Source organism: Streptomyces sp. NPDC014764 (assembly GCF_043082785.1).
GTDB classification, from domain to species: domain Bacteria; phylum Actinomycetota; class Actinomycetes; order Streptomycetales; family Streptomycetaceae; genus Streptomyces; species Streptomyces althioticus.
This window is the reverse complement of record NZ_JBIBXY010000003.1, coordinates 139273-160032: the sequence shown is the minus strand read 5'-3', so window position 1 is coordinate 160032 and position 20760 is coordinate 139273. Positions and strand designations below refer to the sequence as shown.

Sequence of the window (20760 nt, the reverse complement as noted above, 5' to 3'; positions counted from 1 at the left end):
CCGGGCTCAGTCCTGGGGGCGCTTGAGGCGCGCGACGAACTTGTACCGGTCGCCCCGGTACACCGACCGCACCCACTCCACGGGCTGCCCGTCCCGGTCCAGCGAGTGCCGGGACAGCATCAGCATCGGCAGGCCCACGTCGGTGCCGAGCAGGCCCGCCTCGCGCGGCGTGGCCAGGGACGTCTCGATGGTCTCCTCGGCCTCCGCGAGATGGACGTCGTACACCTCGGCGAGGGCCGTGTAGAGGGAGGTGTACTTGGTCAGGCTGCGGCGCAGAGCCGGGAAGCGCTTGGCGCTTAGGTGGGTGGTCTCGATGGCCATGGGCTCCCCGTTGGCCATGCGCAGCCGCTCGATGCGCAGCACGCGGCCGCCGGCGGTGATGTCGAGCAGGCCGGCCAGCCGGTCGTCGGCCGTGATGTACCCGAGGTCGAGGAGCTGCGAGGTCGGCTCCAGACCCTGCGCGCGCATGTCCTCGGTGTACGAGGTGAGCTGGAGCGCCTGGGACACCTTGGGCTTGGCGACGAAGGTCCCCTTGCCCTGGATGCGCTCCAGACGGCCCTCGACCACCAGTTCCTGGAGGGCCTGGCGCACGGTGGTGCGGGAGGTGTCGAACTCGGCCGCCAGCGTGCGCTCGGGCGGGACCGGCGTGCCGGGGGGCGCGGTCTCGGTCATGTCGAGCAGGTGCTTCTTCAGCCGGTAGTACTTGGGCACGCGCGCCGTACGGACCGCGGTCCCACCCTCGTTCTCCGCACTGCTGACGTCGGTGCTCATGCTCTGCCTTCCCGGCTCCGGCTGCCGAAGCGGCCGACAGACCGTCGGCCGCGGCTGACATCGTGGCACGGCTCCGGGCGGGGGCGGGCCCCTCGCGCGCTCCGTGATCCCTTTTGTATACCCCTGTGACCAGTGATGGTCCAGACCACGGGCAGTGGTCAGAGGCCCTGCCAGTCCGGCTTGTTGGCGTAGGTGTGGCGGAAGTAGTCGGCGAGCTTCAGCTTTGAGGCGGCGGCCTCGTCGATCACCACGGTGGCGTGCGGGTGCAGCTGGAGCGCGGACGCCGGGCACACCGCGGCGACCGGACCCTCGACGGTGGCGGCGACCGCGTCCGCCTTGCCCTCGCCGGTGGCCAGCAGCACCAGGTGCCGGGCCTCCAGGATGGTGCCGATGCCCTGGGTGATGACGTGGTGCGGCACCTGGCCGATGTCGCCGTCGAAGAAGCGGGCGTTGTCCACCCGGGTCTGCTCGGTCAGCGTCTTGATCCGGGTGCGCGAGGCGAGTGACGAGCACGGCTCGTTGAAGCCGATGTGCCCGTCGGTGCCGATGCCGAGCAGCTGGAGGTCCACGCCGCCGGCCTCGGCCAGCTCACGGTCGTAGCGCTCGCACGCGGCCTGCACGTCCTCGGCGGTGCCGTCGGGGCCGAGGAAGGCGTCCATGGGAATGCCCAGCTGTTCGAGGACCTCGCGCTTCACCACGGAGCGGTAGGACTCCGGGTGGTCGGCGGGCAGCCCCACGTACTCGTCGAGCTGGGCCACCCGCGCCCTGGAGGTGTCCACGGCACCGGAGCGGACCCTCGCGGCCAGCGCCTCGTAGACGGGCAGCGGCGTGGAACCGGTCGCCACGCCGAGGAGGGCGTCGGGCTTGCGCCGCAGCAGCTGTGCCATGGCCTCGGCGACGAGCTCGCCACCCGCCTTGGCGTCCGCAACGATGACTACTTCCACTTGGGCCTGCCGATCTTCCGGTGGACTCGACTGGGACGGGCCCCGGGACGCCGGGGCCATGTGGTTTAGACCAATCTCAATCTAGCAGAGGGCCGTCCGTCCGCCGAGGCGAAACCGGTACCCGGGCCCGAACCGCCCCCCGCGCCCGGGTGCCCCGAAATCGTGGCGTCCGACCGGCCCCGCACGGACTCCCGTCGGGTTAGGCTGCGTGGTGGACCCGTCTGCGTCCGCCAGGGCGCGGGGCGACCGTCGAAGAACGCCGTACGACGCATTTACAGGCGCAGTGGTCTAGTCCACAATGCGTAGCAGGACACACAGACCTGCCTTCCCCGCACAGGAAGGCGGACCGAGGATCCGAGGCTCTCTGCCCTGACTGCCCCGGCTCCTCATCCTTCGGCCGACCGGGACCGCACACCCCACCGGCCGATATTGCTCCGGGCTGCGGTGCCGGGAGGGTTGAGGGTCCCTCCCAGGCGCCGCGGCCCGCGGGTGTTTCCAGAGGTCACGAACCCACAGGTACGCTCGCTGACGTGCCCTCCATGAACGAACTCGTACGCCAGCACACCGCCCTCGACGACACCGACCTCGAGTGGCTCCACCTGCTGGTCTCGGAGTGGCAGCTGCTCTCCGACCTCTCCTTCGCCGACCTGGTCCTGTGGGTCCCCACCCGCGACGGCACGCGCTACGTCTCCGTCGCGCAGATGCGGCCCAACACCGGCCCGACCTCCTACCAGGACGACATGGTCGGCCATCTGGTCCCGCGCGGCCGCCGGCCCATGCTGGACGTGGCCCTGGACGAGGGCCGCATCGTGCGCGAGGGCGACCCGGAGTGGCGCGAGGAGGTCCCGGTCCGCGTCGAGTCCATTCCCGTACGGCGTGAGGGACGGGTCCTCGGCGTCATCGCGCGCAACACCAACCTGCTCACCGTGCGCACCCCGAGCCGGCTGGAGCTCACGTATCTGCAGAGCGCCTCGGACCTGGCCCAGATGATCGCGGCCGGCGCCTTCCCGTTCGCCAACCAGCAGTTGGAGATGGACGCCTCGCCGCGCGTCGGCGACGGTCTGATCCGGGTCGACGCCGACGGGGTCGTCCAGTACGCCTCGCCCAACGCCCTGTCCGCCTACCACCGCCTCGGCCTGGCCGCGGACCTGGTGGGCCATCACCTCGGACAAACCACCGCCGAACTGGCCCCCTCGCGCGGGCCGGTGGACGAGGCGCTGGCGAAGGTCGCGAGCGGCTGGGCGCCCCGCGAGTTCGAGATCGAGTCCGACGACGGCGTCATCCAGTTCCGCGCCATCCCGCTGAAGCCGAAGGGCACCCGCATCGGCTCCCTGGTGCTGCTCCGGGACGTGACCGAACTGCGCCGCCGGGAACGCGAGTTGATTACCAAGGACGCCACCATCCGGGAGATCCACCACCGGGTGAAGAACAACCTCCAGACCGTGGCCGCCCTGTTGCGACTGCAGGCCCGCCGGATCGGGTCGGAGCGCGGACGGGCGGCGCTGGAGGAGGCGGTGCGGCGGGTCGGCTCCATCGCCATCGTCCACGAGACGCTGTCCCAGAACCTGGACGAGCGCGTGGAGTTCGACGAGATCGCCGACCGGGTGCTCGCCATGGTCGCCGAAATCTCCCCGGGCAAGGTCACCGGCCGGCGCTCGGGCCGCTTCGGGATACTCGACGCCGAGGTGGCCACGCCCCTGTCGATGGTGCTGACCGAAGTGCTGCAGAACGCGCTGGAGCACGGCTTCCGCGAGGGCGAGACCGGCACCGTCGAGGTGTCCGCGGTGCGCGGCGGCACCTCACGGGAGGCGCGCCTGCTGGTCACCGTGCAGGACGACGGTGTGGGCCTGCCCGAGGGCTTCGACCCGCACACCGCGGGCAACCTGGGCCTGCAGATCGTACGGACGCTGGTGGAGGGGGAGTTGGGTGGCACCTTCGACATGGTCCCGGCGCCGGAGCGTGGGACCCGCGTGATTCTCGACATCCCGGTGCAGGCGGACTCCTGACCGCCGGGGCCCGGCGCGCCCGGGCCCTCTCAGGACGGTGACGGGCCCCGGAACAGCAAAAGACCCCGGACCACGGTCCGGGGCTGATGCTCGTTCCTCGCTTCCCCTGCCCGATCGGGACGGGCGTCGGGGGAACTTCGCGCTGCGGCTCGGGGCGGGAGATGCGTGTGCGCCGTCCACGGAGTCATCCGGACGGGCACACACGCGCCGCCAAGCTCAGGCTGTTTGCTGGGGCGGGGTCGTCAGGCGGAGGCCTGACGCGCCCGGTTGCGGGCAGCGCGGCGCTTCATCGCGCGACGCTCGTCCTCGCTGAGACCACCCCAGACGCCGGAGTCCTGACCGGACTCGAGCGCCCACTGCAGGCACTGCTCGATCACCGGGCAGCGGCGGCAGACGGCCTTGGCTTCCTCGATCTGCAGCAGCGCGGGACCGGTGTTGCCGATGGGGAAGAAGAGCTCGGGGTCTTCCTCGCGGCAAACGGCGTTGTGACGCCAGTCCATGGCTGCTACCTCTCCTTGGTATTACTGCAGGTGCTTGTGAATGTGAACGCTTTCACGAATCCCCCAACAAGTGAAGGGCCGACCGCCAGGGTGCCTGGCGTGGTCCTTGGGTTTGAAGAGGGGTTCCGGTGATCTGTGGAGGCCGGTGTTGCGGGCCGTCCCGATCGCCAAGAAGAGACTCGCAAACCTCGGCGGCGGATACAACCCCTTCCGGAAAGTTTTTTTTGATTCTTCGGTGTCGACTAGGTCACAGCCGTACTTCCATGGGGTGGACCCTGGCCTAAACGTTCGACTGAAAGGACTTTGGCCCTTTCTGCTCACACAATCACACGCAGTGCACGGCGAACGCCTGTGAACGTCACGCTGGTACGCAGCCCCAGGTGGTCACCATCCATCTGAAGGGGCAGCGGCACCTTCGAATGCAAGGTGAAGCGTGTCAGATCGTGTCGCGTCACGGCGTGCTTGCCGTGGGGGCCGCGCTCCGGGGACGAAGTGAGCAACTGCGTGCCATACCGGGCAACCGCGGGGGTCGACATCCGGGTGAGACCGAAGAGATCGAGTCCGGTGTCGAACGACGCCTGGGGCGAGGCGTAGATCGGACGGTTGCCGAGGAACGTCCACGGCGAAGTGTTCGAGACTATGGACAGCACCAGGTCCTCGACCGGCTCCTCGCCCTCGAGGTCCAGCGTGATCACGCCGTTGCGGCGGTGCGGGTCGCCCAGCAGCTGACGCACCACCTGGCGCATGTACAGCGCGTGCGTCGACCGCCGGCCGCGCTCCCGCTGCTGCTCCACCCGGCCGACCACGCCGGCGTCGAAGCCCAGCCCCGCGTTGAAGGTGAACCAGCGGGCGGGCACCGCCTCGTCCTCGGTGCCCGGCGTGCCCGAGGTCAGCCCCAGGCCCACCGTCCGCTCCCGGCCCTCGCGCAGCGCGTCCAGCAGCGCACCGGTCGCCTCCACGGGCTGGTTGGGCAGACCGAGGGCGCGGGCGAAGACGTTGGTGGAGCCGCCGGGAACCACGGCGAGACCGGGCAGGTGCTCCGGATCGGGTCCCGCGTGCAGCAGGCCGTTGACCACCTCGTTCACCGTGCCGTCGCCGCCCAGGGCGACCACCAGGTCGACCTCGCCGCTCTCCGCCGCCTGCCGGCCCAGGTCCCGGGCGTGACCCCGGTACTCCGTGGTCACCGCGTCGAGTTTCATCTCACTGGCGAGCGCGTGGATCAGCACGTCGCGCGTGCGCGCACTGGTGGTGGTTGCCGCCGGGTTGACCACGAGAAGTGCACGCATGACGTGCAGGGTACCTACTGAGCGGTACCCGGCCCAGACCGAGGTGCCGCCCTGTGGACGGCCCGGGCGTGAACCTCGCCACGGGACGGCTCCCCTTCGGCGGCTACCCTGCAGGGGTGAGCAGCGAGCAGACCCCCGTCACCGGCCCCGACGACACCGGCGTCCGTCCGCGCCGTCTGACGTACGCCGCGGTTCTCGCCGCGCTGGAGGGGCTCGCGCTGGTCGTCGGCGGCGTCTGGCTGCTGGTGCTCGGCCTCGCGGGCGAGCCGGACGACCGGCAGCAGTCCGTCACCGGCGGGGTCACACTGATCGTGCTGGCGCTGCTGCCGCTGCTGGCCGCGCGCGGCCTGTTCGCCCGGCGGAGCTGGAGCCGCGGGCCTGCCGTCATCACGCAGATCATGGCGCTGCCCGTGGCCTACAACATGCTGACGTCGGACGGCGTGGCCATCCCCGCCGGGATCGGGCTCGCAGTCGTCGCCGTGACCGCGCTGGTGCTGCTGATCAACGCGGAGACCACCCGGGCCCTCGGCATCCGCGGACCCGGGAACGCGGGCGACCCCGCGAAGTGACGCACCGCGCCGGCGCCTACTCCTCGACGAGAAGCTTCTCCCGCAGCTGGGCCAGGGTGCGGGCCAGCAGCCGGGAGACGTGCATCTGAGAGATGCCGACCTCCTGCGCGATCTGCGACTGGGTCATGTTGCCGAAGAAGCGCAGCAGCAGGATCCGCTTCTCGCGCGGCGGGAGGTCCTCCAGCAGCGGCTTCAGCGACTCCCGGTACTCCACGCCCTCCAGCGCCTCGTCCTCCGCGCCGAGGGTGTCGGCGACCGCCGGGGACTCGTCGTCGGTGTCGGGCACGTCCAGGGACAGCGTGGAGTAGGCGTTCGCCGACTCCAGGCCCTCCAGGACCTCCTCCTCCGAGATCGCCAGCTTCTCGGCGAGCTCGTGCACCGTGGGGGAGCGGCCGTGCAACTGGGACAGCTCCGCCGTGGCCGTGGTGAGCGACAGCCGCAGCTCCTGGAGCCGCCGCGGCACCCGCACGGCCCAGCCCTTGTCGCGGAAGTGCCGCTTGATCTCGCCGACGACCGTCGGTGTGGCGTACGTGGAGAACTCCACGCCCCGGTCCGGGTCGAAGCGGTCGACGGACTTGATCAGTCCGATGGTGGCGACCTGCGTGAGGTCGTCCAGCGGCTCGCCGCGGTTGCGGAAGCGGCGCGCCAGGTGCTCGACGAGCGGCAGGTGCATCCGCACCAGCCGGTTGCGCAGCTCCGCGTACTCGGGGCTGCCGTCCTCCAGCGTGCGCAGTTCGAGGAAGAGGGCGCGCGCCCCGCTGCGGTCCTGCGGGTCGTGGTGCGCGTGCGTGCCCGGCACACCCCGTGTGCTCCGTGCGCCGGGGGCAGGCGCCGCCTGCTCCTCGGCCTCTCGCTCGTGCTCGCTCATCGTCCCGCCCGTCGCCCTTCCCCGAGCGCTCGCCTCGTCCCCCGCCTCCGGCTCGGCCAGGGCGGGTGCCTCCCCGCCGGGAGCGGCCGGCCCGGCCGCGGACGTGTCCCGCGCGGCACCGCCGGCCTGCCCGCCGCCCGGTCCGACGCCCCTCGCGGAGTCGTCCTCCGGATGCGGCCGGGCCTGCTCGGGGATGCCGTCGATACCGTCCGGCACGCGCTCGGCCGGCAGCTCCCGTGTGCCGCGTTCTTCGTCCCGCACCGGCCCGTCCTCGCTCCTCACGCCGGCCCGGGTCCCGCGCCGCGCTGTTTGTAGAGGCTGATCGACACGGTTCTGTCCTCGTCGACGGCGGACGAGACCTTGCCCGCGAGCGCGGACAGCACGGTCCAGGCGAAGGTGTCCCGCGACGGGGCGTGGCCGTCCGTGGTGGGCGCCGAGACGGTGACCTCGAGCGAGTCGTCGACGAGCCGGAAGACGCAACTGAGCACCGATCCCGGCACGGCCTGCTGGAGCAGGATCGCGCAGGCCTCGTCGACCGCGATGCGCAGGTCCTCGATCTCGTCGAGGGTGAAGTCCAAACGGGCCGCGAGGCCGGCCGTGGCCGTACGCAGCACCGACAGGTAGGCCCCCGCGGCCGGCAGCCGGACTTCCACGAAGTCCTGGGTCGCGGGCTCGCCAGCGATCTGGGACACCCTCACCTCCAAGGTGGTACAAGCGTTTCAGGGCCTGTGTTCGCCCCCGGGCAACGCGCTACGTGGTTCAGCGGTGACGCTATCGCGCTCCCGGCGGTCCTGTCGCCGGGACCCCGACCCGTTGCCGTCACTCATAGTAAAACTGCGAACACGCTCCGTGGCTAGGGGTCTGCGACGGCCAAATGGGAAGAGCGCGCGCCGCATTGACGTACCCAGGCGCCGGACCGCCGAACCGTCCGGCACCGTGGTCCCGCCACGTCACACCAGTACGTGGTCGACGAAGCACCAGCGCCAGTCCTCACCGGGCTCGAAGGTCCGCATCACGGGATGGCCGGTTTCCCTGTGGTGCCGCGTCGCGTGCCGGTTCGGTGAGGAGTCGCAGCAGCCGACGTGACCGCAGGTGAGGCAGAGGCGAAGCTGCACCGGGTCCGTGCCCTCCCGCAGACACTCCGGACACGTCTCGTCGAGTGCGGGCGGTTCCGGGTGCGGCAACGCCTCGGCGTGCGTGCACTGTTTCATGATTGCCAGATTACGACGGTCGTGCGGACGGCCGCGCGGAAAAACGAGGGTGGGCCCGACATGGACGTGATGCCTCTGCTGATCCTGGTCGCGGGCAGCGCCGCGGTGGCCGCCGCCGCCCGGCGGACTCCGGTGCCGCCGCCGCTGGTGCTGGTCGCGGTGGGCCTGGTGGTCAGCTACGTCCCGGGCGTGCCCGACTACGCGCTCGACCCGCACATCGTGCTGCCGCTGATCCTCCCGCCCCTCCTCTACACCGCGGCCGTGGACAGCTCCTACCTGGACCTCCGGGCGCAGCTGCGGCCGGTGGCCCTGCTCTCCGTCGGGTACGTGCTGTTCGCGACGCTCGCCGTGGGCTGGGTGCTGTACCTGCTGGTGCCGAATCTGCCGCTCACCGCGGCGCTGGTGTTCGGCGCGGTGGTGGCGCCCCCGGACGCCGTCGCGGCGACGGCGGTGGCCCGCAGGGTCGGCCTGCCCTCGCGGATCACGACCATCCTCCAGGGCGAGTCGCTGTTCAACGACGCCACCGCGATCACCGCGTTCCGGGTCGCCGTGGCCGCGTCCGTCGGCGAGGGCGTGAGCTGGGCCGGGGGAGTGGGGGAGTTCCTGCTGGCGGCCGTCGGCGGCGTGGTCGTCGGCCTGGTGCTGATGGCGCCGATGCACTGGCTGCGCACCCACCTGCGCGAGACGCTGCTGCAGAACACGCTGTCGCTGCTCATCCCGTTCGTCGCGTACGCCGTGGCCGAGCAGGTGCACGCCTCCGGGGTGATCGCCGTCGTGGTGGTCGCGCTGTACCTCGGGCACCGCGCATGGGAGGTCGATTTCGCCACCCGGCTCCAGGAGAGCGCGGTGTGGGGCATGGTCGCGTTCGTCCTGGAGTCGGCGGTGTTCGCCCTCATCGGGCTCCAGCTGCCCGTCGTCATGCGCGGGCTCGGCGAGCACGAGGGCATCGCCTCCGTCTGGTACGCCGTGGCCGTCTTCGCGGTGGTCGTCGCAGTGCGGTTCCTCTGGGTCTACCCGGCGATCTGGCTGCCGTGGCTCGTCTCCGCGCGGATCAGGGGGCGCGAGCGGAGACCCGGCTGGAAGGGGCCGTTCGTGATCTCCTGGGCGGGGATGCGCGGGGTGGTGTCGCTCGCCATCGCCTTCTCGATCCCGGTCACCGCGGAGGGCGACGACTTCCCGCACCGGTACCTGCTGCTCTTCCTGACCTTCACCACCGTCATCGGCACCCTCGTCGTGCAGGGCCTCACCCTGCCCCCGCTGATCCGGCTGCTGCGGCTGCCCGGGCGCGACCCGCAGGCCGAGACCCTGGCCGAGGCCAACGCGCAGGCGCAGGCGTCCCGGGTCGCCGAGGAGCGCCTCGACGAACTGCTCGCCGACGAGCGCAACGCCCTGCCCGCGCCGCTGGCCGAGCGGCTGCGCAGCGTCCTGGAGCGTCGCCGCAACGCCGTCTGGGAGCGGCTCGGGCAGGTCAACCCGGTCACCGGGGAGTCGGTGGACGACACCTACCGGCGGCTGTCCCGGGAGATGATCGGCGCCGAGCGCGAGATGTTCGTGAAGCTGCGCGACGGGCGCTACATCGACGACGAGATGCTGCGGACACTGCTGCGCCGGCTGGACCTGGAGGAGGCCGCGGCCTACCGGGAGGCGGAGTAGGCCTTCCCGGAGCGCGTGCGGTTCAGGGGAACGGCCGCCCGGTGATCACCGCGGCGACCGTGCTCCCGCGCGGAAAGGCGCCCTCCCCGGCCAGGGTGACAAGTGCATGAAGCAACTTGGCGACATAGATACGTTCCACGGGGACGCCGTGACGCTGTTCGAAGTCCGCGGCGAACGCCTCCAGGTCCGCCGGCACGCGCGCGTAGCCGCCGTGGTGGAACCGGTCGTCCAGGCTCCACGCCCCGCGCGGCCCGCCGAAGGCCTCCGTCTGCAGGGCCCGTGTCTCCGCGGTGAGGAAGCCGCCCTTGAGCACCGGTATGCCGAGCGTCCGCGCGCTCCCGGGGAGCCCGGCGGCCAGCCCCGCGAGCGTGCCGCCCGTGCCGCACGCCACCGCGGCCACGTCCGCCGCGCCCGCCAGTTCCCGGCCGAGCTTCACGCACCCGCGCACCGCGGCGGCGTTGCTGCCGCCCTCGGGCACGACGTAGGCGTCCTCCGCGTCCGCCGCGCGCAGCAGGGCCGCGAGCGTGTCCGGATCGGTCTTGCGGCGGTACACCGAGCGCGCCACGAAGCGCAGCCGCATGCCGTCGGCCGCGCAGCGCGCCAGAGACGGGTTGAGCGGCCGGTCCGCCAGCTCCTCGCCGCGCACCACGCCCACCGTGCGCAGCCCGAGCAGCCGGCCGGCGGCGGCCGTGGCCCGCAGATGGTTGGAGTACGCCCCGCCGAAGGTGAGCACCGTCCGCCCGCCGGCCGCCGCCAGGTTCGGGGCGAGCTTGCGCCACTTGTTGCCCACCAGCTCCGGGTGGACGAGGTCGTCCCGCTTCAGCAGCAGCCGCACCCCGTGCCGCTCGAACCGCGCGTCGACGGTCTCCTCCAGCGGCGAGGGAAGCCGCGGGCGCAGGCCGGTGAGCGCGTCCGAGCTGGTCATGCGGGCCATTGTCGCCCGAGGCGGGCGCCGGTGTTCCGCGTGGGGGGTGTCACGAGGGCGGAACACCGGCGACGAGCGCCGCGGCGCCGGTCACGTCGGACGGTGACACGGTCCGGTCACTTCAGACGGTCACGGATCCGCTTGCGCATCGACGCCATGGTGAACCCGCGCGGGTCCACCTTGCCCGGCTGCCACTCCAGGTGGCCGATCACCGACTGCTCGTTCCAGCCGTGGTAGCGGCAGACCGCCGCCGCGGCCTTCTCGATGGCCTCCAGCTGCGCCGCCGGCCACGGGTCCTTCCCGTCGCCGAGGTTCTCGCACTCGAAGCCGTAGAAGTGCCGGTTGCCGTCGGTGTTGGCCTCGTTGTCTGTCGGGAACGTCTTCTTCTCGGCGATCACCGCCCGCAGCACGTCGTCGTCGCCGAGCCCCGCGTGGTTGGCCCGGCCGTACCCGACGAGGTGCACCCGGCCGTCCTTGGTGATCACGCCGTGGCAGAGCGGCCCCGGCAGCCCCGAGTAGCCCTTGCGGCAGATGTCGACGGTCGCCTTGCTGCCCTTGGTCACGGTGTGATGGATCATCACCCCGTGCACCGGCCCCCAGGGGCCCTTGTGGTTGCGGTTGTGGTCACGCCAGTCGCCGACCTCGACGACCGTGAGACCCTCCGCCTTGAGCGCGCGCAGGAACGCGCTCGCGGACATGGGTGGGGCCATGCCGCCCTCCTTCGTACCGATCGACGGCCGCCGGGTGCGGCCGTCTGGTACAGGGCCTATAGCCGGAAGTCGGCCTTTCAAGTACTCGTTCGGCTGCTGTGCGAGCCGATCCGGACAAGTTCCTTCCGCCCTGCCGTCGTTGCCGCCGTCGGCAGGCCGCTCAGTCTGCCCAGCCCTGTGAAGATCCAACCCCGCTCGATCGGGTAATGGCGCGGGCACGGTGCGTGAGGAACGCTTGATCACGCACCACGACGCCCGGCACGGCCGGGCGTGGATCTATTGGGGAGGGCATTTCTCTATGTCGGTAGGCGAAGAGGTCCGCACGGAGCAGACCGGGCAGCAGCAGAGCCTCGGTACGGCGGCGGCGCGGAACCTGGCCACCACGACCAAGTCCGTGCCGCAGATGCAGGAGATCAGCTCGCGCTGGCTGCTGCGGATGCTGCCCTGGGTCGACGTGCAGGGCGGCACGTACCGGGTCAACCGGCGGCTGACCTACGCCGTGGGCGACGGCCGCCTGACCTTCGTGAAGACGGGCGACCGGGTGGAGATCATCCCCGCCGAACTGGGCGAACTGCCCGTGCTGCGTGACTACGAGGACGAGGAGGTGCTCACGGAACTGGCCTCCCGCTGCCGCCAGCGGGAGATCGAGGCGGGCCAGGTCATCGCCTCGTTCGGCAGCCCCGCCGACGAGGTGTACCTGCTGGCGCACGGCCGGGTGGAGCGCGTCGGCACCGGCCCCTACGGGGAGGACGAGTCCCTCGGTGTGCTCGCCGACGGGGCATATTTCGGCGAGCAGGCCCTCCAGGACGACGACGCCATCTGGGAGTACACGGCCCGCACCCTCACCGCGTGCACGGTCCTGGTGCTGCCCCGCGACGCGGTCGACCAGGTCGCCGAGCGGTCCGAGACGCTGCGCGAGCACCTGCGCCGCCGGGTCGACATCCCGCAGCAGCCCACCAACAGGTACGGCGAGAAGGAGATCGACCTCGCGGCCGGCCACAGCGGCGAGCCGGACATCCCGCACACGTTCGTCGACTACGAGGCCCGGCCCCGCGAGTACGAACTCAGCGTCGCCCAGACCGTGCTGCGCATCCACACCCGCGTGGCCGACCTGTACAACCAGCCGATGAACCAGACGGAGCAGCAGATCCGGCTGACCGTCGAGGCGCTGAAGGAGCGCCAGGAGCACGAGCTGATCAACAACCGTGACTTCGGCCTGCTCCACAACTGCGAGTACGACCAGCGGATCCAGCCCCACGACGGGGTGCCCAGTCCCGACGACATGGACGAACTGCTCAGCAGGCGTCGCGGCACCCGGCTGCTGCTCGCCCACCCGCGCGCCATCGCCGCGTTCGGCCGCGAGCTCAACAAGCGGGGACTCGTCCCGGAGACGGTCGACGTCGGCGGCAACCGCATCCCCACCTGGCGGGGCGTGCCCATCTACCCGTGCAACAAGATCCCGGTGACCGAGGCCCGCACCACCTCCATCATCGCGCTCCGCACCGGCGAGGAGGACCAGGGCGTCATCGGCCTCCGCGCGGCCGGCATCCCCGACGAGATCGAGCCCAGCCTGTCGGTGCGCTTCATGGGCATCAACGAACAGGCCATCATCAAGTACCTGGTCACGGCCTACTACTCGGCGGCGGTGCTGGTCCCGGACGCGCTGGGCGTCCTGGAGAACGTCGAGATCGGCCGGTGGCGGTGACCGTCCGCCGGCTTGCGCGGCGCGCGCCGTGTCCCCGCCCGTCAGGGCGGGTACATCTGGGGGGAACGTGCTCGACGGGTGCGGTAGCGCCGTCCCTCCATGCCCTCACCGAGTCGGTCCCAGGGGGAAGTCGATGACGGAGTCCATGGCCCGGCCGACCACGGGCCGCCCGGAGCAGCGCACGGCACTCACCGCGCCCGACAGCAGGCCGGGGCCGGAGGCGCACACCGGGGACGGGCACGAGGCGGCCGCCCTGCTGGAGCGGACCCGGGCCGCCGTCGACCCGGTGCTGCGCACGGCCCTCGGGTCCTTGCCGGCGTCGATGCGCCGTCTCGCGCTGTACCACTTCGGCTGGCAGAACGCGGACGGCACCCCGGCCGCCGGAGGCTCGGGGAAGGCGCTCCGGCCGGCCCTGGTGTTCGCGGCGGCCTCGGCCCTCGGCGGTTCCGCCGCGGGCACGGCAGCTGTGCGGGCGGCGGCCGCCGTCGAACTGGTCCACAACTTCACGCTCGTCCACGACGACGTGATGGACCGTGACACCACCCGCCGCCACCGGCCCACGGTGTGGACGGTGTTCGGGGACGCCGACGCGATCCTCGTGGGGGACGCCCTCCAGGCGCTCGCCCTGCGGCTGCTCGCCGAGGACCCCCACCCGGCTGCCCCGGCCGCGGCCGCCCGGCTCACGCAGTGCGTGGTCGAGCTGTGCGCCGGGCAGCACGCGGACACCGCCATGGAGCGCCGCGCACCCGACGAGGTGACCCTGGAGGAGACCCTCGCCATGGCGGAGGCGAAGACCGGGGCCCTGCTCGGCTGTGCCTGCGCCCTCGGTGCGCTGTACGCGGGGGCGGGGGACGCGGAGGTGGCGGCGATGGACGCCTTCGGCCGGGAGGCCGGGCTGGCGTTCCAGCTGATCGACGACGTGATCGGCACCTGGGGCGACCCGCGCCGTACCGGCAAGCCGGCCGGTGCGGATCTCGCCGCCCGCAAGAAGTCGCTGCCGGTCGTCGCCGCGCTCACCTCCGGCACCCCGGAGGCCGCGGAGCTGGCCGCCGCGTACGCCGCCCCGCACCGGAAGGAGGAGGCCGAGGAGCTCACCCGGCTCGTGGAGCGGGCCGGTGGCCGTGACTGGGCGCAGACCCAGGCGGCGGACCGGATGGCCCGCGCCATGCAGGAGGTGGCCCGCGCGGTGCCGGACCCGGAGGCGGCGGGAGGGCTGCTGGCCCTCGCCGAGTTCGTCACCCGGCGCACCACCTGACGGGACGGCGCGAGCCGTCCTCTCGGCCCCCGGGACCACGTGCCGCCGTGCGGACCCTGACCCGTACGGCTTCCGTGGCCCGGACCGGCGGGTCCCGCACTTCCCCACGGTGTGCGGGGCCCGCCCCCTGCTGCCCCGCCCGGTCCGGCTAGTCTCAACCCCCGTACGCACAACGACGGTTGAGGCGAAGGGGTGCACATGGGCGTGGCGATCCGGACGGCCGGCGGGGACGACCGGGAGCTGGTGGTCCGGCTGCTGGACGAGGCGTTCCAGGACGATCCGGTCAGCAGCTGGGTGTTCCCCGGCGCGGAGTACCGGCGTGCGACGCACCACCGGCTCATGGCCGCCTTCACCGACGCCACCCTCGCCGACGGCCGCGTCGACCTCGTCGAGGACGGCTCGGCGTGCGCCCTGTGGATGTCCGTCCCGGCGGAGGCCCCCGGGCACGGCGAGGCGGACGGGGGCGAGGACGAGTTCGCCGAACTGCGCCGAGCCGTCGACCCCGACAACGAGCGGGTGGAGATGATCGGCCGGCTCACCGCGGGCATCCACCCCCAGGGCCGCGCCCACGAGTACCTGTGGATGATCGGCGTGGCCCCGGGCCGGCAGGGTGAAGGGCTCGGCACCGCGCTGATCGGCTCCGTCCTCGACCGCTGCGACCGCGAGGGCCGGTCCGCGTACCTGGAGGCGAGCAGCGAGCGCAGCGTCCGGCTGTACCGCCGCCTCGGCTTCGAGGTCACCGGCGAGCCCCTGCGCCTGCCCGACGGCCCGCTCATGTACCCGATGTGGCGCGAACCCCGCGTGGTGGGTGCGCAGGGCTGACCCGCAGCCCCTCGTCCCGCGGGGTGACCGGTCCGGCGGAGCTGGAGCTCGCGGGCACTGCCACCGCCCCGGCCCGCGGGATGACCCCTCCCCGTAGGGACGTCCGGCCCTGCGCCGCGCCCCCGCGCGCCCGGCCTCACCGGCCCCGGACGGAGGACGAGCGGAGCGGGGCGCTCATGGAACCGGGACCGACCGCGGGGACGAGAGACTCATGGCCGCCGGGCACCTGTCGGCGCGGCGCGGTCGCCGCCGTGGCCGTCGCCCTCCCGGTCGCGGTGACGGCGGCGCTTCTGATCCCGGCCGTGAGCGTGGCCCCGGCCCGTTGAGGACGTTCAGTCCGCGGGGCGCTCCAGGAAGCGCACCATGTTCCCCGCCGGGTCGCGGAACGCGCAGTCCCGCATCCCGTACGGCTGGTCCACCGGTTCCTGGATCACGTCGACGCCCGCGGCCCGCACCCGCTCGAAGAGGGCGTCGCAGTCGGTGGTGGTGAAGTTGACCCCGCGCAGTACGCCCTTGGCGAGCAGCTCGGCCATCGCCTGCTTGTCGGCGGGGGAGATGTCGGGGCTCGCGGCGGGCGGCTCCAGGACGATCTCCACGTCCTGCTCGGGGGAGGCGACGGTCACCCAGCGCATCCCCTCGTACCCCACGTCGTTGCGCACCTCGAAGCCCAGCACGTCGCAGTAGAAGGCCAGCGCCTTGTCGTGGTCGTCGACCGCGACGAAGCACTGGGCGATCCGTACGTCCGTCGCCCTGTCCATACGCATCCCGTTTCCTCTAGAAGTTCCCGCTCGGGTCGACCCGCCGCCGGACCCGGACCGGCCGGGTGTACGTCCGCACGACGCACGGCGGGATGACCGCGCTCTCCTCGTGCGAGCGGGCGCGATAGGCACTCGGCGTCTCCCCGACCAGCTCGGTGAAGCGCGAGCTGAACGAGCCGAGCGAGGTGCAGCCGACCGCCAGGCACACCTCGGTCACCGAGAGGTCGCCCTTGCGCAGCAGCGCCTTGGCGCGCTCGATGCGCCGCGTCATCAGGTACGCGTACGGCGTCTGCCCGTACGCGGCCCGGAAGCTGCGCTGGAAGTGGCCCGGCGACATCAGCGCCGTCCGCGCCAGCTCCGCGACGTCGAGCGGCTCGGCGTACTCCCGGTCCATCCGGTCCCTGGCCCGCCGCAGCCGGACCAGATCCTCCAGCTCCATGCGCCCAGCATCCCACGGGCCCCGTGGACGGCGCCGGGAAACACCGAAGGGGACCCGCCGCGTGAAGCGACGGGCCCCCTTCGGAAAAAGCCCCAGGACCTGCGATGGTGCACCGATCGCCGGCCGCCGGGAGCGGCGAGGCCGGGTCAGGCCTTCTTGGTCTCCCAGAAGATCTTGTCGATCTGGGAGATGTAGTCCAGCGCCTTCTGGCCGGTGGCCGGGTCGGTCGACGACTTGGCGGCCGAGAGGGCCTTCAGGGTGTCGTTGACCAGCTGGTGCAGCTCCGGGTACTTCTCGAAGTGCGGCGGCTTGAAGTAGTCGCTCCACAGCACGGAGACGTGGTGCTTCGCCAGCTCGGCGCGCTGCTCCTTGATGACCGTGGCGCGGGCCTGGAAGTGCGGGTCGTCGTTGCCGGCCATCTTCTCCTGGACAGCCTTGACCGACTCCGCCTCGATGCGGGCCTGGGCCGGGTCGTACACACCGCAGGGCAGGTCGCAGTGCGCGCTGACCTTGACCGTGGGGGCAAACAGGCGGGAAAGCATGAAGCGTTTCCTTCCTCGTGATCGTCTTCTCACAGGGGACATTACTCCGTGACGGACGGGTTTTCGCGAGTGCCCCCGTGGGCTTAGGACAAAAGTCCGGGGTCAGACTGAGACTGGTGGAGGAAGAACCGGGGAGGTGCCGGGAGATGCCGGAGCTGTCGCAGGACGCCGAGCGGGTGAGGGCGCCCCTGCCCTTCGGGGTGGCCGAGGTGACCGGGCCGTCGATGGTGCCCACGCTGCGCCACGGGGACCGGCTCCTGGTCCATTACGGGGCGCGGGTGAAACGGGGCGACGTGATCGTGCTGCGCCATCCGTTCCAGCAGGACCTGCTGGTCGTCAAGCGGGCGGCCGAGCGGCGCGACGGCGGCTGGTGGGTGCTCGGGGACAACGCCTACGCGGGCGGCGACAGCACCGACTACGGCGTCGTCCCCGACGAGCTGGTGCTGGGCCGGGTCCGCTTCCGCTACCGGCCGCGCTCCACGGCCCGGCGGTCGCCGCTGGCGCTGCTGGCCTGGCTGCTGACCTCGGCCCGTCCCGTGCTCTCCGACCGTTCGGCCTCCAGGCGCTTGCGGGCCCGGTAGGCGGCCACGTTCGCACGGGTGGCGCAGCGGTCCGAGCAGTAACGCCGGGAGCGGTTGGTCGAGGTGTCCAGGTAGGCGTTGCGGCAGGGCGCCGCCTCGCACAGGCCGAGGCGGTCGACGCCGTACTCGGTGAGGTGGAAGGCCAGGCCCATCGCGGCGATCGCGGCGTACCCGGCGGTCGCGTTGGACGGGTGGTCGGCCAGGTGCATGTGCCACAGCGGGCGGCCGTCGTCGTCACGGAAGTCGTGGCCCGAGATCTGCGGGCTCACCGGGAACTCCAGCAGCAGGGAGTTCAGCAGGTCGACGGCGAGGGTCTCGTCGCCGTCGTTCGCCGCCTCGAAGACCGAGCGGAGCCTTGCCCGGACCGAGCGGAACCGCGTCACGTCCGCCTCGGTGGCCCGGCGGGCGGCCGACCGGTTGCCGCCGAACAGGTCGCGCACGGCCTCGACCGAGGTGAGCACGTCCGTGCCCCGGACCGGCTCCTCGGTGTTCACGAGACGTACGGCGTAGTCCGAGTAATAGGCCAGTTCCACTTGTAGTCCTTACGCAGGGGCTCTATGGTCGTGCGTGCGGTCGGGTAACAGACGATCGTGCGTCCAGGGTATTACGGAGTGCATCGCGAGGGAGGGGCCATGACGGACTCGCAGACCACCACGGCCGGCACGGACTGGCAGGCCTGGCAGGAGAGCTGGGACCGGCAGCAGGAGTGGTACATGCCCGACCGGGAGGAACGCTTCCGGGTCATGCTCGACATGGTGGAAGCCCTCGTCGGCACCGCCCCGCGCGTCCTCGACCTGGCCTGCGGCACCGGCAGCATCACCGCCCGGCTGCTCGACCGCTTCCCCGACGCCACCAGCACCGGCGTCGACCTCGACCCGGCGCTGCTCGCCATCGCCGAGGGCACCTTCGAGGGCGACGAGCGGGTCACCTTCGTCACCGCCGACCTCAAGGACCCCGGCTGGGCCACGCGGCTCCCGCACGACTCCTACGACGCCGTGCTCACCGCGACGGCCCTGCACTGGCTGCACCGGGAACCCCTCGCGGACCTCTACGGACACCTCGCGGGCCTGGTCCGCGACGGCGGCGTCTTCATGAACGCCGACCACATGATCGACGAGACCACGCCCCGGATCAACGCGGCCGAGCGCGCCCAGCGCCACGCCCGCATGGACCGGGCGAGGGAGCGGGGCGCCCTCGACTGGTCGGAGTGGTGGAAGCTCGCCGCCGGGGACCCGGTCCTCGCCGGCCCCACCGCCCGCCGCTTCGAGATCTACGGGGAACACGCCGACGGCGACATGCCGGGCCCCGCGTGGCACGCGCGCGTACTGCGCGAGGCGGGCTTCGCGGAGGCCCGCCCGGTGTGGTGCTCACCGTCGGACACCCTGCTGCTGGCGCTGAAGTAGCGGGCCCGCAGCACACGGAAGGGGCGGTACGGAGAACTCCGTGCCGCCCCTTCGCCGTGCGGCGCCGAGGTCAGAGGACCTTGGACAGGAACGACTTGGTGCGCTCGTGCTGCGGGTCGGTCAGCACGTCCCGCGGGTGGCCGGACTCGACCACCACACCGCCGTCCATGAACACCAGGCTGTCGCCCACCTCGCGGGCGAAGCCCATCTCGTGGGTGACGACGATCATCGTCATGCCCGACTCGGCCAGGTCGCGCATGACGTCGAGGACGTCACCGACCAGCTCCGGGTCGAGCGCCGAGGTCGGCTCGTCGAACAGCATCAGCTTCGGGTCCATGGCGAGCGCCCGGGCGATCGCCACCCGCTGCTGCTGGCCGCCGGAGAGCTGGGCGGGGTAGTTGCCGGCCTTGTCGGCCAGACCCACCCGGTCCAGCAGCTCCAGCGCCCGCAGCCGGGCCGCGGACCGGTTGAGGCCCTTGACCTGGACCGGCGCCTCCATGACGTTCTCGACGGCCGTCATGTGCGGGAACAGGTTGAAGCGCTGGAAGACCATGCCGATGTCCCGGCGCTGCTGGGCGACCTCGCTGTCCTTCAACTCGTAGAGCTTGTCGCCCTTCTGGCGGTAACCCACCAGCTCGCCGTCCACGTACAGCCGGCCGGCGTTGATCTTCTCCAGGTGGTTGATGCACCGCAGGAAGGTCGACTTGCCCGAGCCGGAGGGGCCGATGAGGCAGAACACCTCGCCCTGCTTGACCTCCAGGTCGATGCCCTTGAGGACCTGCACACCGCCGAAGGACTTGTGGACGCCCTCGGACTTCACCATGGCCGTCATACCGTGCTGCTCCTCTCGCGGCTGAAGGCCATCATGTTGACCTTGATCTTCTGCCACGGAGTCGCGGGCAGGTTGCGGGACGAGCCGCGCGCGAAACGGCGCTCCAGGTAGTACTGGCCGACGCTGAACACGCTGGTGATGACCAGGTACCAGATGCACGCCACGAACAGCATCTCCATCACGGCGTACGACGTGGAGCCGATCGTCGAGGTGGCGCGCAGCAGTTCGTTGTACGTCACCGCGTACACCAGTGACGAGGTTTTCAGCATGTTGAGGAACTCGTTGCCGGTCGGCGGCACGATCACCCGCATCGCCTGCGGGATCACGATGCGCCGCAGCGTCTTGCCGTGGCTCATGCCGAGCGCGTGCGCCGCCTCGGTCTGGCCGTCGTCGACGGACTGCAGGCCGGCCCGGCAGATCTCCGCCATGTACGCCGCCTCGTTCAGGCCGAGGCCCAGCAGGGCCGCCATGAACGGCGTCATGACGTCGACCATCTCGTCCTTGTAGAACGGGCCGAGGTTGAGCACCGGGAAGATCAGCGCCAGGTTGAACCACAGCAGGAGCTGCACGTACACCGGCGTGCCGCGGAAGAACCAGATGTAGACCCACGCCACCCAGCTGGTCACCGGGTTCTTCGACAGCCGCATCACGGCGAGGATCACGCCGAGGACCACGCCCATGACCATGGCCAGGACGCTGATCAGCAGGGTGCGGCCGGCGCCGGCCAGCACGGTGCTGTCGAAGACGTAGTCGCCGACGGCCTGCCACTGGATCTTCTCAGCGGTGGCGAAGGCGTTGATCAGCAGGCCCACCAGGCCCAGCACGACGACGGCGCTGACCCAGCGGCCGTAGTGACGGACCGGGATGGCCTTGATCACCGCGGGCGGGACGGGGGCGGGCCCGTCCTCCTTGGAGACGGCGGCAGCCGGTCGGGCGCCTGCCGTCTCCTTGTCGAATTTGTCGGTCACTGTGACTGCCCT

Annotated in this window: 23 protein-coding genes; 8 read left to right on the top strand and 15 right to left on the bottom strand. The window is 71.7% G+C overall.

The window, feature by feature from the left end; all coding sequences use genetic code 11:
• Positions 1 to 6 precede the first annotated feature (6 nt).
• Positions 7 to 771: a GntR family transcriptional regulator gene (locus ACF1AG_RS09490; RefSeq protein ID WP_086701685.1), complete on the bottom strand. Its 765-nt coding sequence runs from the start codon at positions 769 to 771 to the stop codon at positions 7 to 9.
• 158 nt (positions 772 to 929) lie between these two features.
• Entirely contained in the window at positions 930 to 1715 is a 786-nt protein-coding gene (gene nagB / locus ACF1AG_RS09485; RefSeq protein ID WP_387794883.1) for a glucosamine-6-phosphate deaminase, read from the bottom strand.
• Between the two features lie 539 nt (positions 1716 to 2254).
• Between nagB and ACF1AG_RS09480 the strand changes: the two genes are divergently transcribed.
• On the top strand, positions 2255 to 3721 hold the full coding sequence (locus tag ACF1AG_RS09480; RefSeq protein WP_391809679.1) for a sensor histidine kinase: 1467 nt from the start codon (positions 2255 to 2257) through the stop codon (positions 3719 to 3721).
• A 242-nt stretch (positions 3722 to 3963) separates the two neighbouring features.
• On the opposite strand, the gene ACF1AG_RS09475 is transcribed toward ACF1AG_RS09480, so the two are convergent.
• The gene (locus tag ACF1AG_RS09475) at positions 3964 to 4221 is read right to left on the bottom strand and encodes a WhiB family transcriptional regulator (RefSeq protein WP_003992873.1); all 258 of its coding nucleotides are present in this window, start codon (positions 4219 to 4221) and stop codon (positions 3964 to 3966) included.
• A 317-nt stretch (positions 4222 to 4538) separates the two neighbouring features.
• The gene (locus ACF1AG_RS09470; RefSeq protein ID WP_359600025.1) at positions 4539 to 5507 is read right to left on the bottom strand and encodes a diacylglycerol kinase family protein; all 969 of its coding nucleotides are present in this window, start codon (positions 5505 to 5507) and stop codon (positions 4539 to 4541) included.
• 116 nt (positions 5508 to 5623) lie between these two features.
• On the opposite strand from ACF1AG_RS09470, the gene ACF1AG_RS09465 reads away from it, so the two are divergent.
• Positions 5624 to 6076: a hypothetical protein gene (locus ACF1AG_RS09465; RefSeq protein WP_359600026.1), complete on the top strand. Its 453-nt coding sequence runs from the start codon at positions 5624 to 5626 to the stop codon at positions 6074 to 6076.
• Between the two features lie 16 nt (positions 6077 to 6092).
• Here the strand turns inward: ACF1AG_RS09465 and ACF1AG_RS09460 are convergent, their stop codons facing one another.
• The 3 genes from ACF1AG_RS09460 to ACF1AG_RS09450 form a co-directional block, all read right to left on the bottom strand.
• Complete coding sequence (locus tag ACF1AG_RS09460) at positions 6093 to 7205, bottom strand: RNA polymerase sigma factor SigF (protein WP_359600028.1); 1113 nt, start codon at positions 7203 to 7205, stop codon at positions 6093 to 6095.
• 17 nt (positions 7206 to 7222) lie between these two features.
• Positions 7223 to 7636, bottom strand: coding sequence for an anti-sigma factor (locus ACF1AG_RS09455; RefSeq protein ID WP_006136266.1), 414 nt, complete (start codon positions 7634 to 7636; stop codon positions 7223 to 7225).
• A gap of 258 nt (positions 7637 to 7894) precedes the next feature.
• Positions 7895 to 8155 carry a UBP-type zinc finger domain-containing protein gene (locus ACF1AG_RS09450; RefSeq protein WP_359600030.1) on the bottom strand — a complete coding sequence of 87 codons (261 nt, stop codon included), beginning with the start codon at positions 8153 to 8155 and terminating at the stop codon, positions 7895 to 7897.
• Between the two features lie 60 nt (positions 8156 to 8215).
• Here ACF1AG_RS09450 and ACF1AG_RS09445 point away from each other — a divergent pair, with 60 nt between their 5' ends.
• A complete protein-coding gene (locus ACF1AG_RS09445; RefSeq protein WP_359600032.1) occupies positions 8216 to 9808 on the top strand; it encodes a Na+/H+ antiporter in 1593 nt (530 codons plus the stop codon).
• A 22-nt stretch (positions 9809 to 9830) separates the two neighbouring features.
• Here ACF1AG_RS09445 and ACF1AG_RS09440 read toward each other — a convergent pair whose 3' ends face one another.
• The gene (locus tag ACF1AG_RS09440) at positions 9831 to 10733 is read right to left on the bottom strand and encodes a pyridoxal-phosphate dependent enzyme (protein WP_359600034.1); all 903 of its coding nucleotides are present in this window, start codon (positions 10731 to 10733) and stop codon (positions 9831 to 9833) included.
• A 116-nt stretch (positions 10734 to 10849) separates the two neighbouring features.
• Positions 10850 to 11431, bottom strand: coding sequence for an N-acetylmuramoyl-L-alanine amidase (locus tag ACF1AG_RS09435; RefSeq protein ID WP_359600081.1), 582 nt, complete (start codon positions 11429 to 11431; stop codon positions 10850 to 10852).
• A gap of 310 nt (positions 11432 to 11741) precedes the next feature.
• On the opposite strand from ACF1AG_RS09435, the gene ACF1AG_RS09430 reads away from it, so the two are divergent.
• The 3 genes from ACF1AG_RS09430 to ACF1AG_RS09420 all read left to right on the top strand — a co-directional run bounded on the left by ACF1AG_RS09430 (position 11742) and on the right by ACF1AG_RS09420 (position 15225).
• Positions 11742 to 13148 (top strand): family 2B encapsulin nanocompartment shell protein, encoded by a 1407-nt coding sequence (locus ACF1AG_RS09430; RefSeq protein WP_387794882.1) that lies wholly within the window; start codon positions 11742 to 11744, stop codon positions 13146 to 13148.
• A gap of 133 nt (positions 13149 to 13281) precedes the next feature.
• Positions 13282 to 14403: a family 2 encapsulin nanocompartment cargo protein polyprenyl transferase gene (locus ACF1AG_RS09425; protein ID WP_359600038.1), complete on the top strand. Its 1122-nt coding sequence runs from the start codon at positions 13282 to 13284 to the stop codon at positions 14401 to 14403.
• 198 nt (positions 14404 to 14601) lie between these two features.
• A complete protein-coding gene (locus ACF1AG_RS09420) occupies positions 14602 to 15225 on the top strand; it encodes a GNAT family N-acetyltransferase (protein WP_359600040.1) in 624 nt (207 codons plus the stop codon).
• A gap of 332 nt (positions 15226 to 15557) precedes the next feature.
• Here ACF1AG_RS09420 and ACF1AG_RS09415 read toward each other — a convergent pair whose 3' ends face one another.
• The 3 genes from ACF1AG_RS09415 to sodN form a co-directional block, all read right to left on the bottom strand.
• A complete protein-coding gene (locus ACF1AG_RS09415) occupies positions 15558 to 15983 on the bottom strand; it encodes a VOC family protein (RefSeq protein WP_359600042.1) in 426 nt (141 codons plus the stop codon).
• A 16-nt stretch (positions 15984 to 15999) separates the two neighbouring features.
• Positions 16000 to 16422 (bottom strand): helix-turn-helix domain-containing protein, encoded by a 423-nt coding sequence (locus ACF1AG_RS09410; RefSeq protein ID WP_033272030.1) that lies wholly within the window; start codon positions 16420 to 16422, stop codon positions 16000 to 16002.
• 146 nt (positions 16423 to 16568) lie between these two features.
• A complete protein-coding gene (sodN, locus tag ACF1AG_RS09405) occupies positions 16569 to 16964 on the bottom strand; it encodes a superoxide dismutase, Ni (RefSeq protein WP_391809570.1) in 396 nt (131 codons plus the stop codon).
• A gap of 146 nt (positions 16965 to 17110) precedes the next feature.
• Between sodN and sodX the strand changes: the two genes are divergently transcribed.
• Positions 17111 to 17545 (top strand): nickel-type superoxide dismutase maturation protease, encoded by a 435-nt coding sequence (gene sodX / locus ACF1AG_RS09400; protein WP_359600044.1) that lies wholly within the window; start codon positions 17111 to 17113, stop codon positions 17543 to 17545.
• Here sodX and ACF1AG_RS09395 read toward each other — a convergent pair.
• Entirely contained in the window at positions 17428 to 18078 is a 651-nt protein-coding gene (locus tag ACF1AG_RS09395) for a CGNR zinc finger domain-containing protein (RefSeq protein ID WP_359749288.1), read from the bottom strand. The genes sodX and ACF1AG_RS09395 overlap by 118 nt on opposite strands.
• A gap of 99 nt (positions 18079 to 18177) precedes the next feature.
• Here ACF1AG_RS09395 and ACF1AG_RS09390 point away from each other — a divergent pair, with 99 nt between their 5' ends.
• Positions 18178 to 18948: a class I SAM-dependent methyltransferase gene (locus tag ACF1AG_RS09390; protein ID WP_359600047.1), complete on the top strand. Its 771-nt coding sequence runs from the start codon at positions 18178 to 18180 to the stop codon at positions 18946 to 18948.
• A 70-nt stretch (positions 18949 to 19018) separates the two neighbouring features.
• Here ACF1AG_RS09390 and ACF1AG_RS09385 read toward each other — a convergent pair whose 3' ends face one another.
• Together ACF1AG_RS09385 and ACF1AG_RS09380 are read right to left on the bottom strand one after the other, a co-directional pair.
• Positions 19019 to 19780 (bottom strand): amino acid ABC transporter ATP-binding protein, encoded by a 762-nt coding sequence (locus ACF1AG_RS09385; protein ID WP_359600048.1) that lies wholly within the window; start codon positions 19778 to 19780, stop codon positions 19019 to 19021.
• Positions 19777 to 20748 carry an amino acid ABC transporter permease gene (locus tag ACF1AG_RS09380; RefSeq protein WP_359749284.1) on the bottom strand — a complete coding sequence of 324 codons (972 nt, stop codon included), beginning with the start codon at positions 20746 to 20748 and terminating at the stop codon, positions 19777 to 19779. The genes ACF1AG_RS09385 and ACF1AG_RS09380 overlap by 4 nt, the downstream gene beginning before the upstream one ends.
• Positions 20749 to 20760 lie beyond the last annotated feature (12 nt).

Excerpts from the sequence above, each read along its gene's own strand:
- ACF1AG_RS09490 (WP_086701685.1), bottom strand. The coding sequence starts at position 771 with ATGAGCACCGACGTCAGCAGTGCGGAGAACGAGGGTGGGACCGCGGTC.
- ACF1AG_RS09480 (WP_391809679.1), top strand. The coding sequence starts at position 2,255 with ATGAACGAACTCGTACGCCAGCACACCGCCCTCGACGACACCGACCTC.
- ACF1AG_RS09475 (WP_003992873.1), bottom strand. The coding sequence starts at position 4,221 with ATGGACTGGCGTCACAACGCCGTTTGCCGCGAGGAAGACCCCGAGCTC.
- ACF1AG_RS09470 (WP_359600025.1), bottom strand. The coding sequence starts at position 5,507 with ATGCGTGCACTTCTCGTGGTCAACCCGGCGGCAACCACCACCAGTGCG.
- ACF1AG_RS09450 (WP_359600030.1), bottom strand. The coding sequence starts at position 8,155 with ATGAAACAGTGCACGCACGCCGAGGCGTTGCCGCACCCGGAACCGCCC.
- ACF1AG_RS09445 (WP_359600032.1), top strand. The coding sequence starts at position 8,216 with ATGGACGTGATGCCTCTGCTGATCCTGGTCGCGGGCAGCGCCGCGGTG.
- ACF1AG_RS09440 (WP_359600034.1), bottom strand. The coding sequence starts at position 10,733 with ATGACCAGCTCGGACGCGCTCACCGGCCTGCGCCCGCGGCTTCCCTCG.
- ACF1AG_RS09435 (WP_359600081.1), bottom strand. The coding sequence starts at position 11,431 with ATGTCCGCGAGCGCGTTCCTGCGCGCGCTCAAGGCGGAGGGTCTCACG.
- ACF1AG_RS09430 (WP_387794882.1), top strand. The coding sequence starts at position 11,742 with ATGTCGGTAGGCGAAGAGGTCCGCACGGAGCAGACCGGGCAGCAGCAG.
- ACF1AG_RS09425 (WP_359600038.1), top strand. The coding sequence starts at position 13,282 with ATGACGGAGTCCATGGCCCGGCCGACCACGGGCCGCCCGGAGCAGCGC.
- ACF1AG_RS09420 (WP_359600040.1), top strand. The coding sequence starts at position 14,602 with ATGGGCGTGGCGATCCGGACGGCCGGCGGGGACGACCGGGAGCTGGTG.
- ACF1AG_RS09415 (WP_359600042.1), bottom strand. The coding sequence starts at position 15,983 with ATGGACAGGGCGACGGACGTACGGATCGCCCAGTGCTTCGTCGCGGTC.
- ACF1AG_RS09410 (WP_033272030.1), bottom strand. The coding sequence starts at position 16,422 with ATGGAGCTGGAGGATCTGGTCCGGCTGCGGCGGGCCAGGGACCGGATG.
- sodN (WP_391809570.1), bottom strand. The coding sequence starts at position 16,964 with ATGCTTTCCCGCCTGTTTGCCCCCACGGTCAAGGTCAGCGCGCACTGC.
- sodX (WP_359600044.1), top strand. The coding sequence starts at position 17,111 with ATGCCGGAGCTGTCGCAGGACGCCGAGCGGGTGAGGGCGCCCCTGCCC.
- ACF1AG_RS09390 (WP_359600047.1), top strand. The coding sequence starts at position 18,178 with ATGACGGACTCGCAGACCACCACGGCCGGCACGGACTGGCAGGCCTGG.
- ACF1AG_RS09385 (WP_359600048.1), bottom strand. The coding sequence starts at position 19,780 with ATGACGGCCATGGTGAAGTCCGAGGGCGTCCACAAGTCCTTCGGCGGT.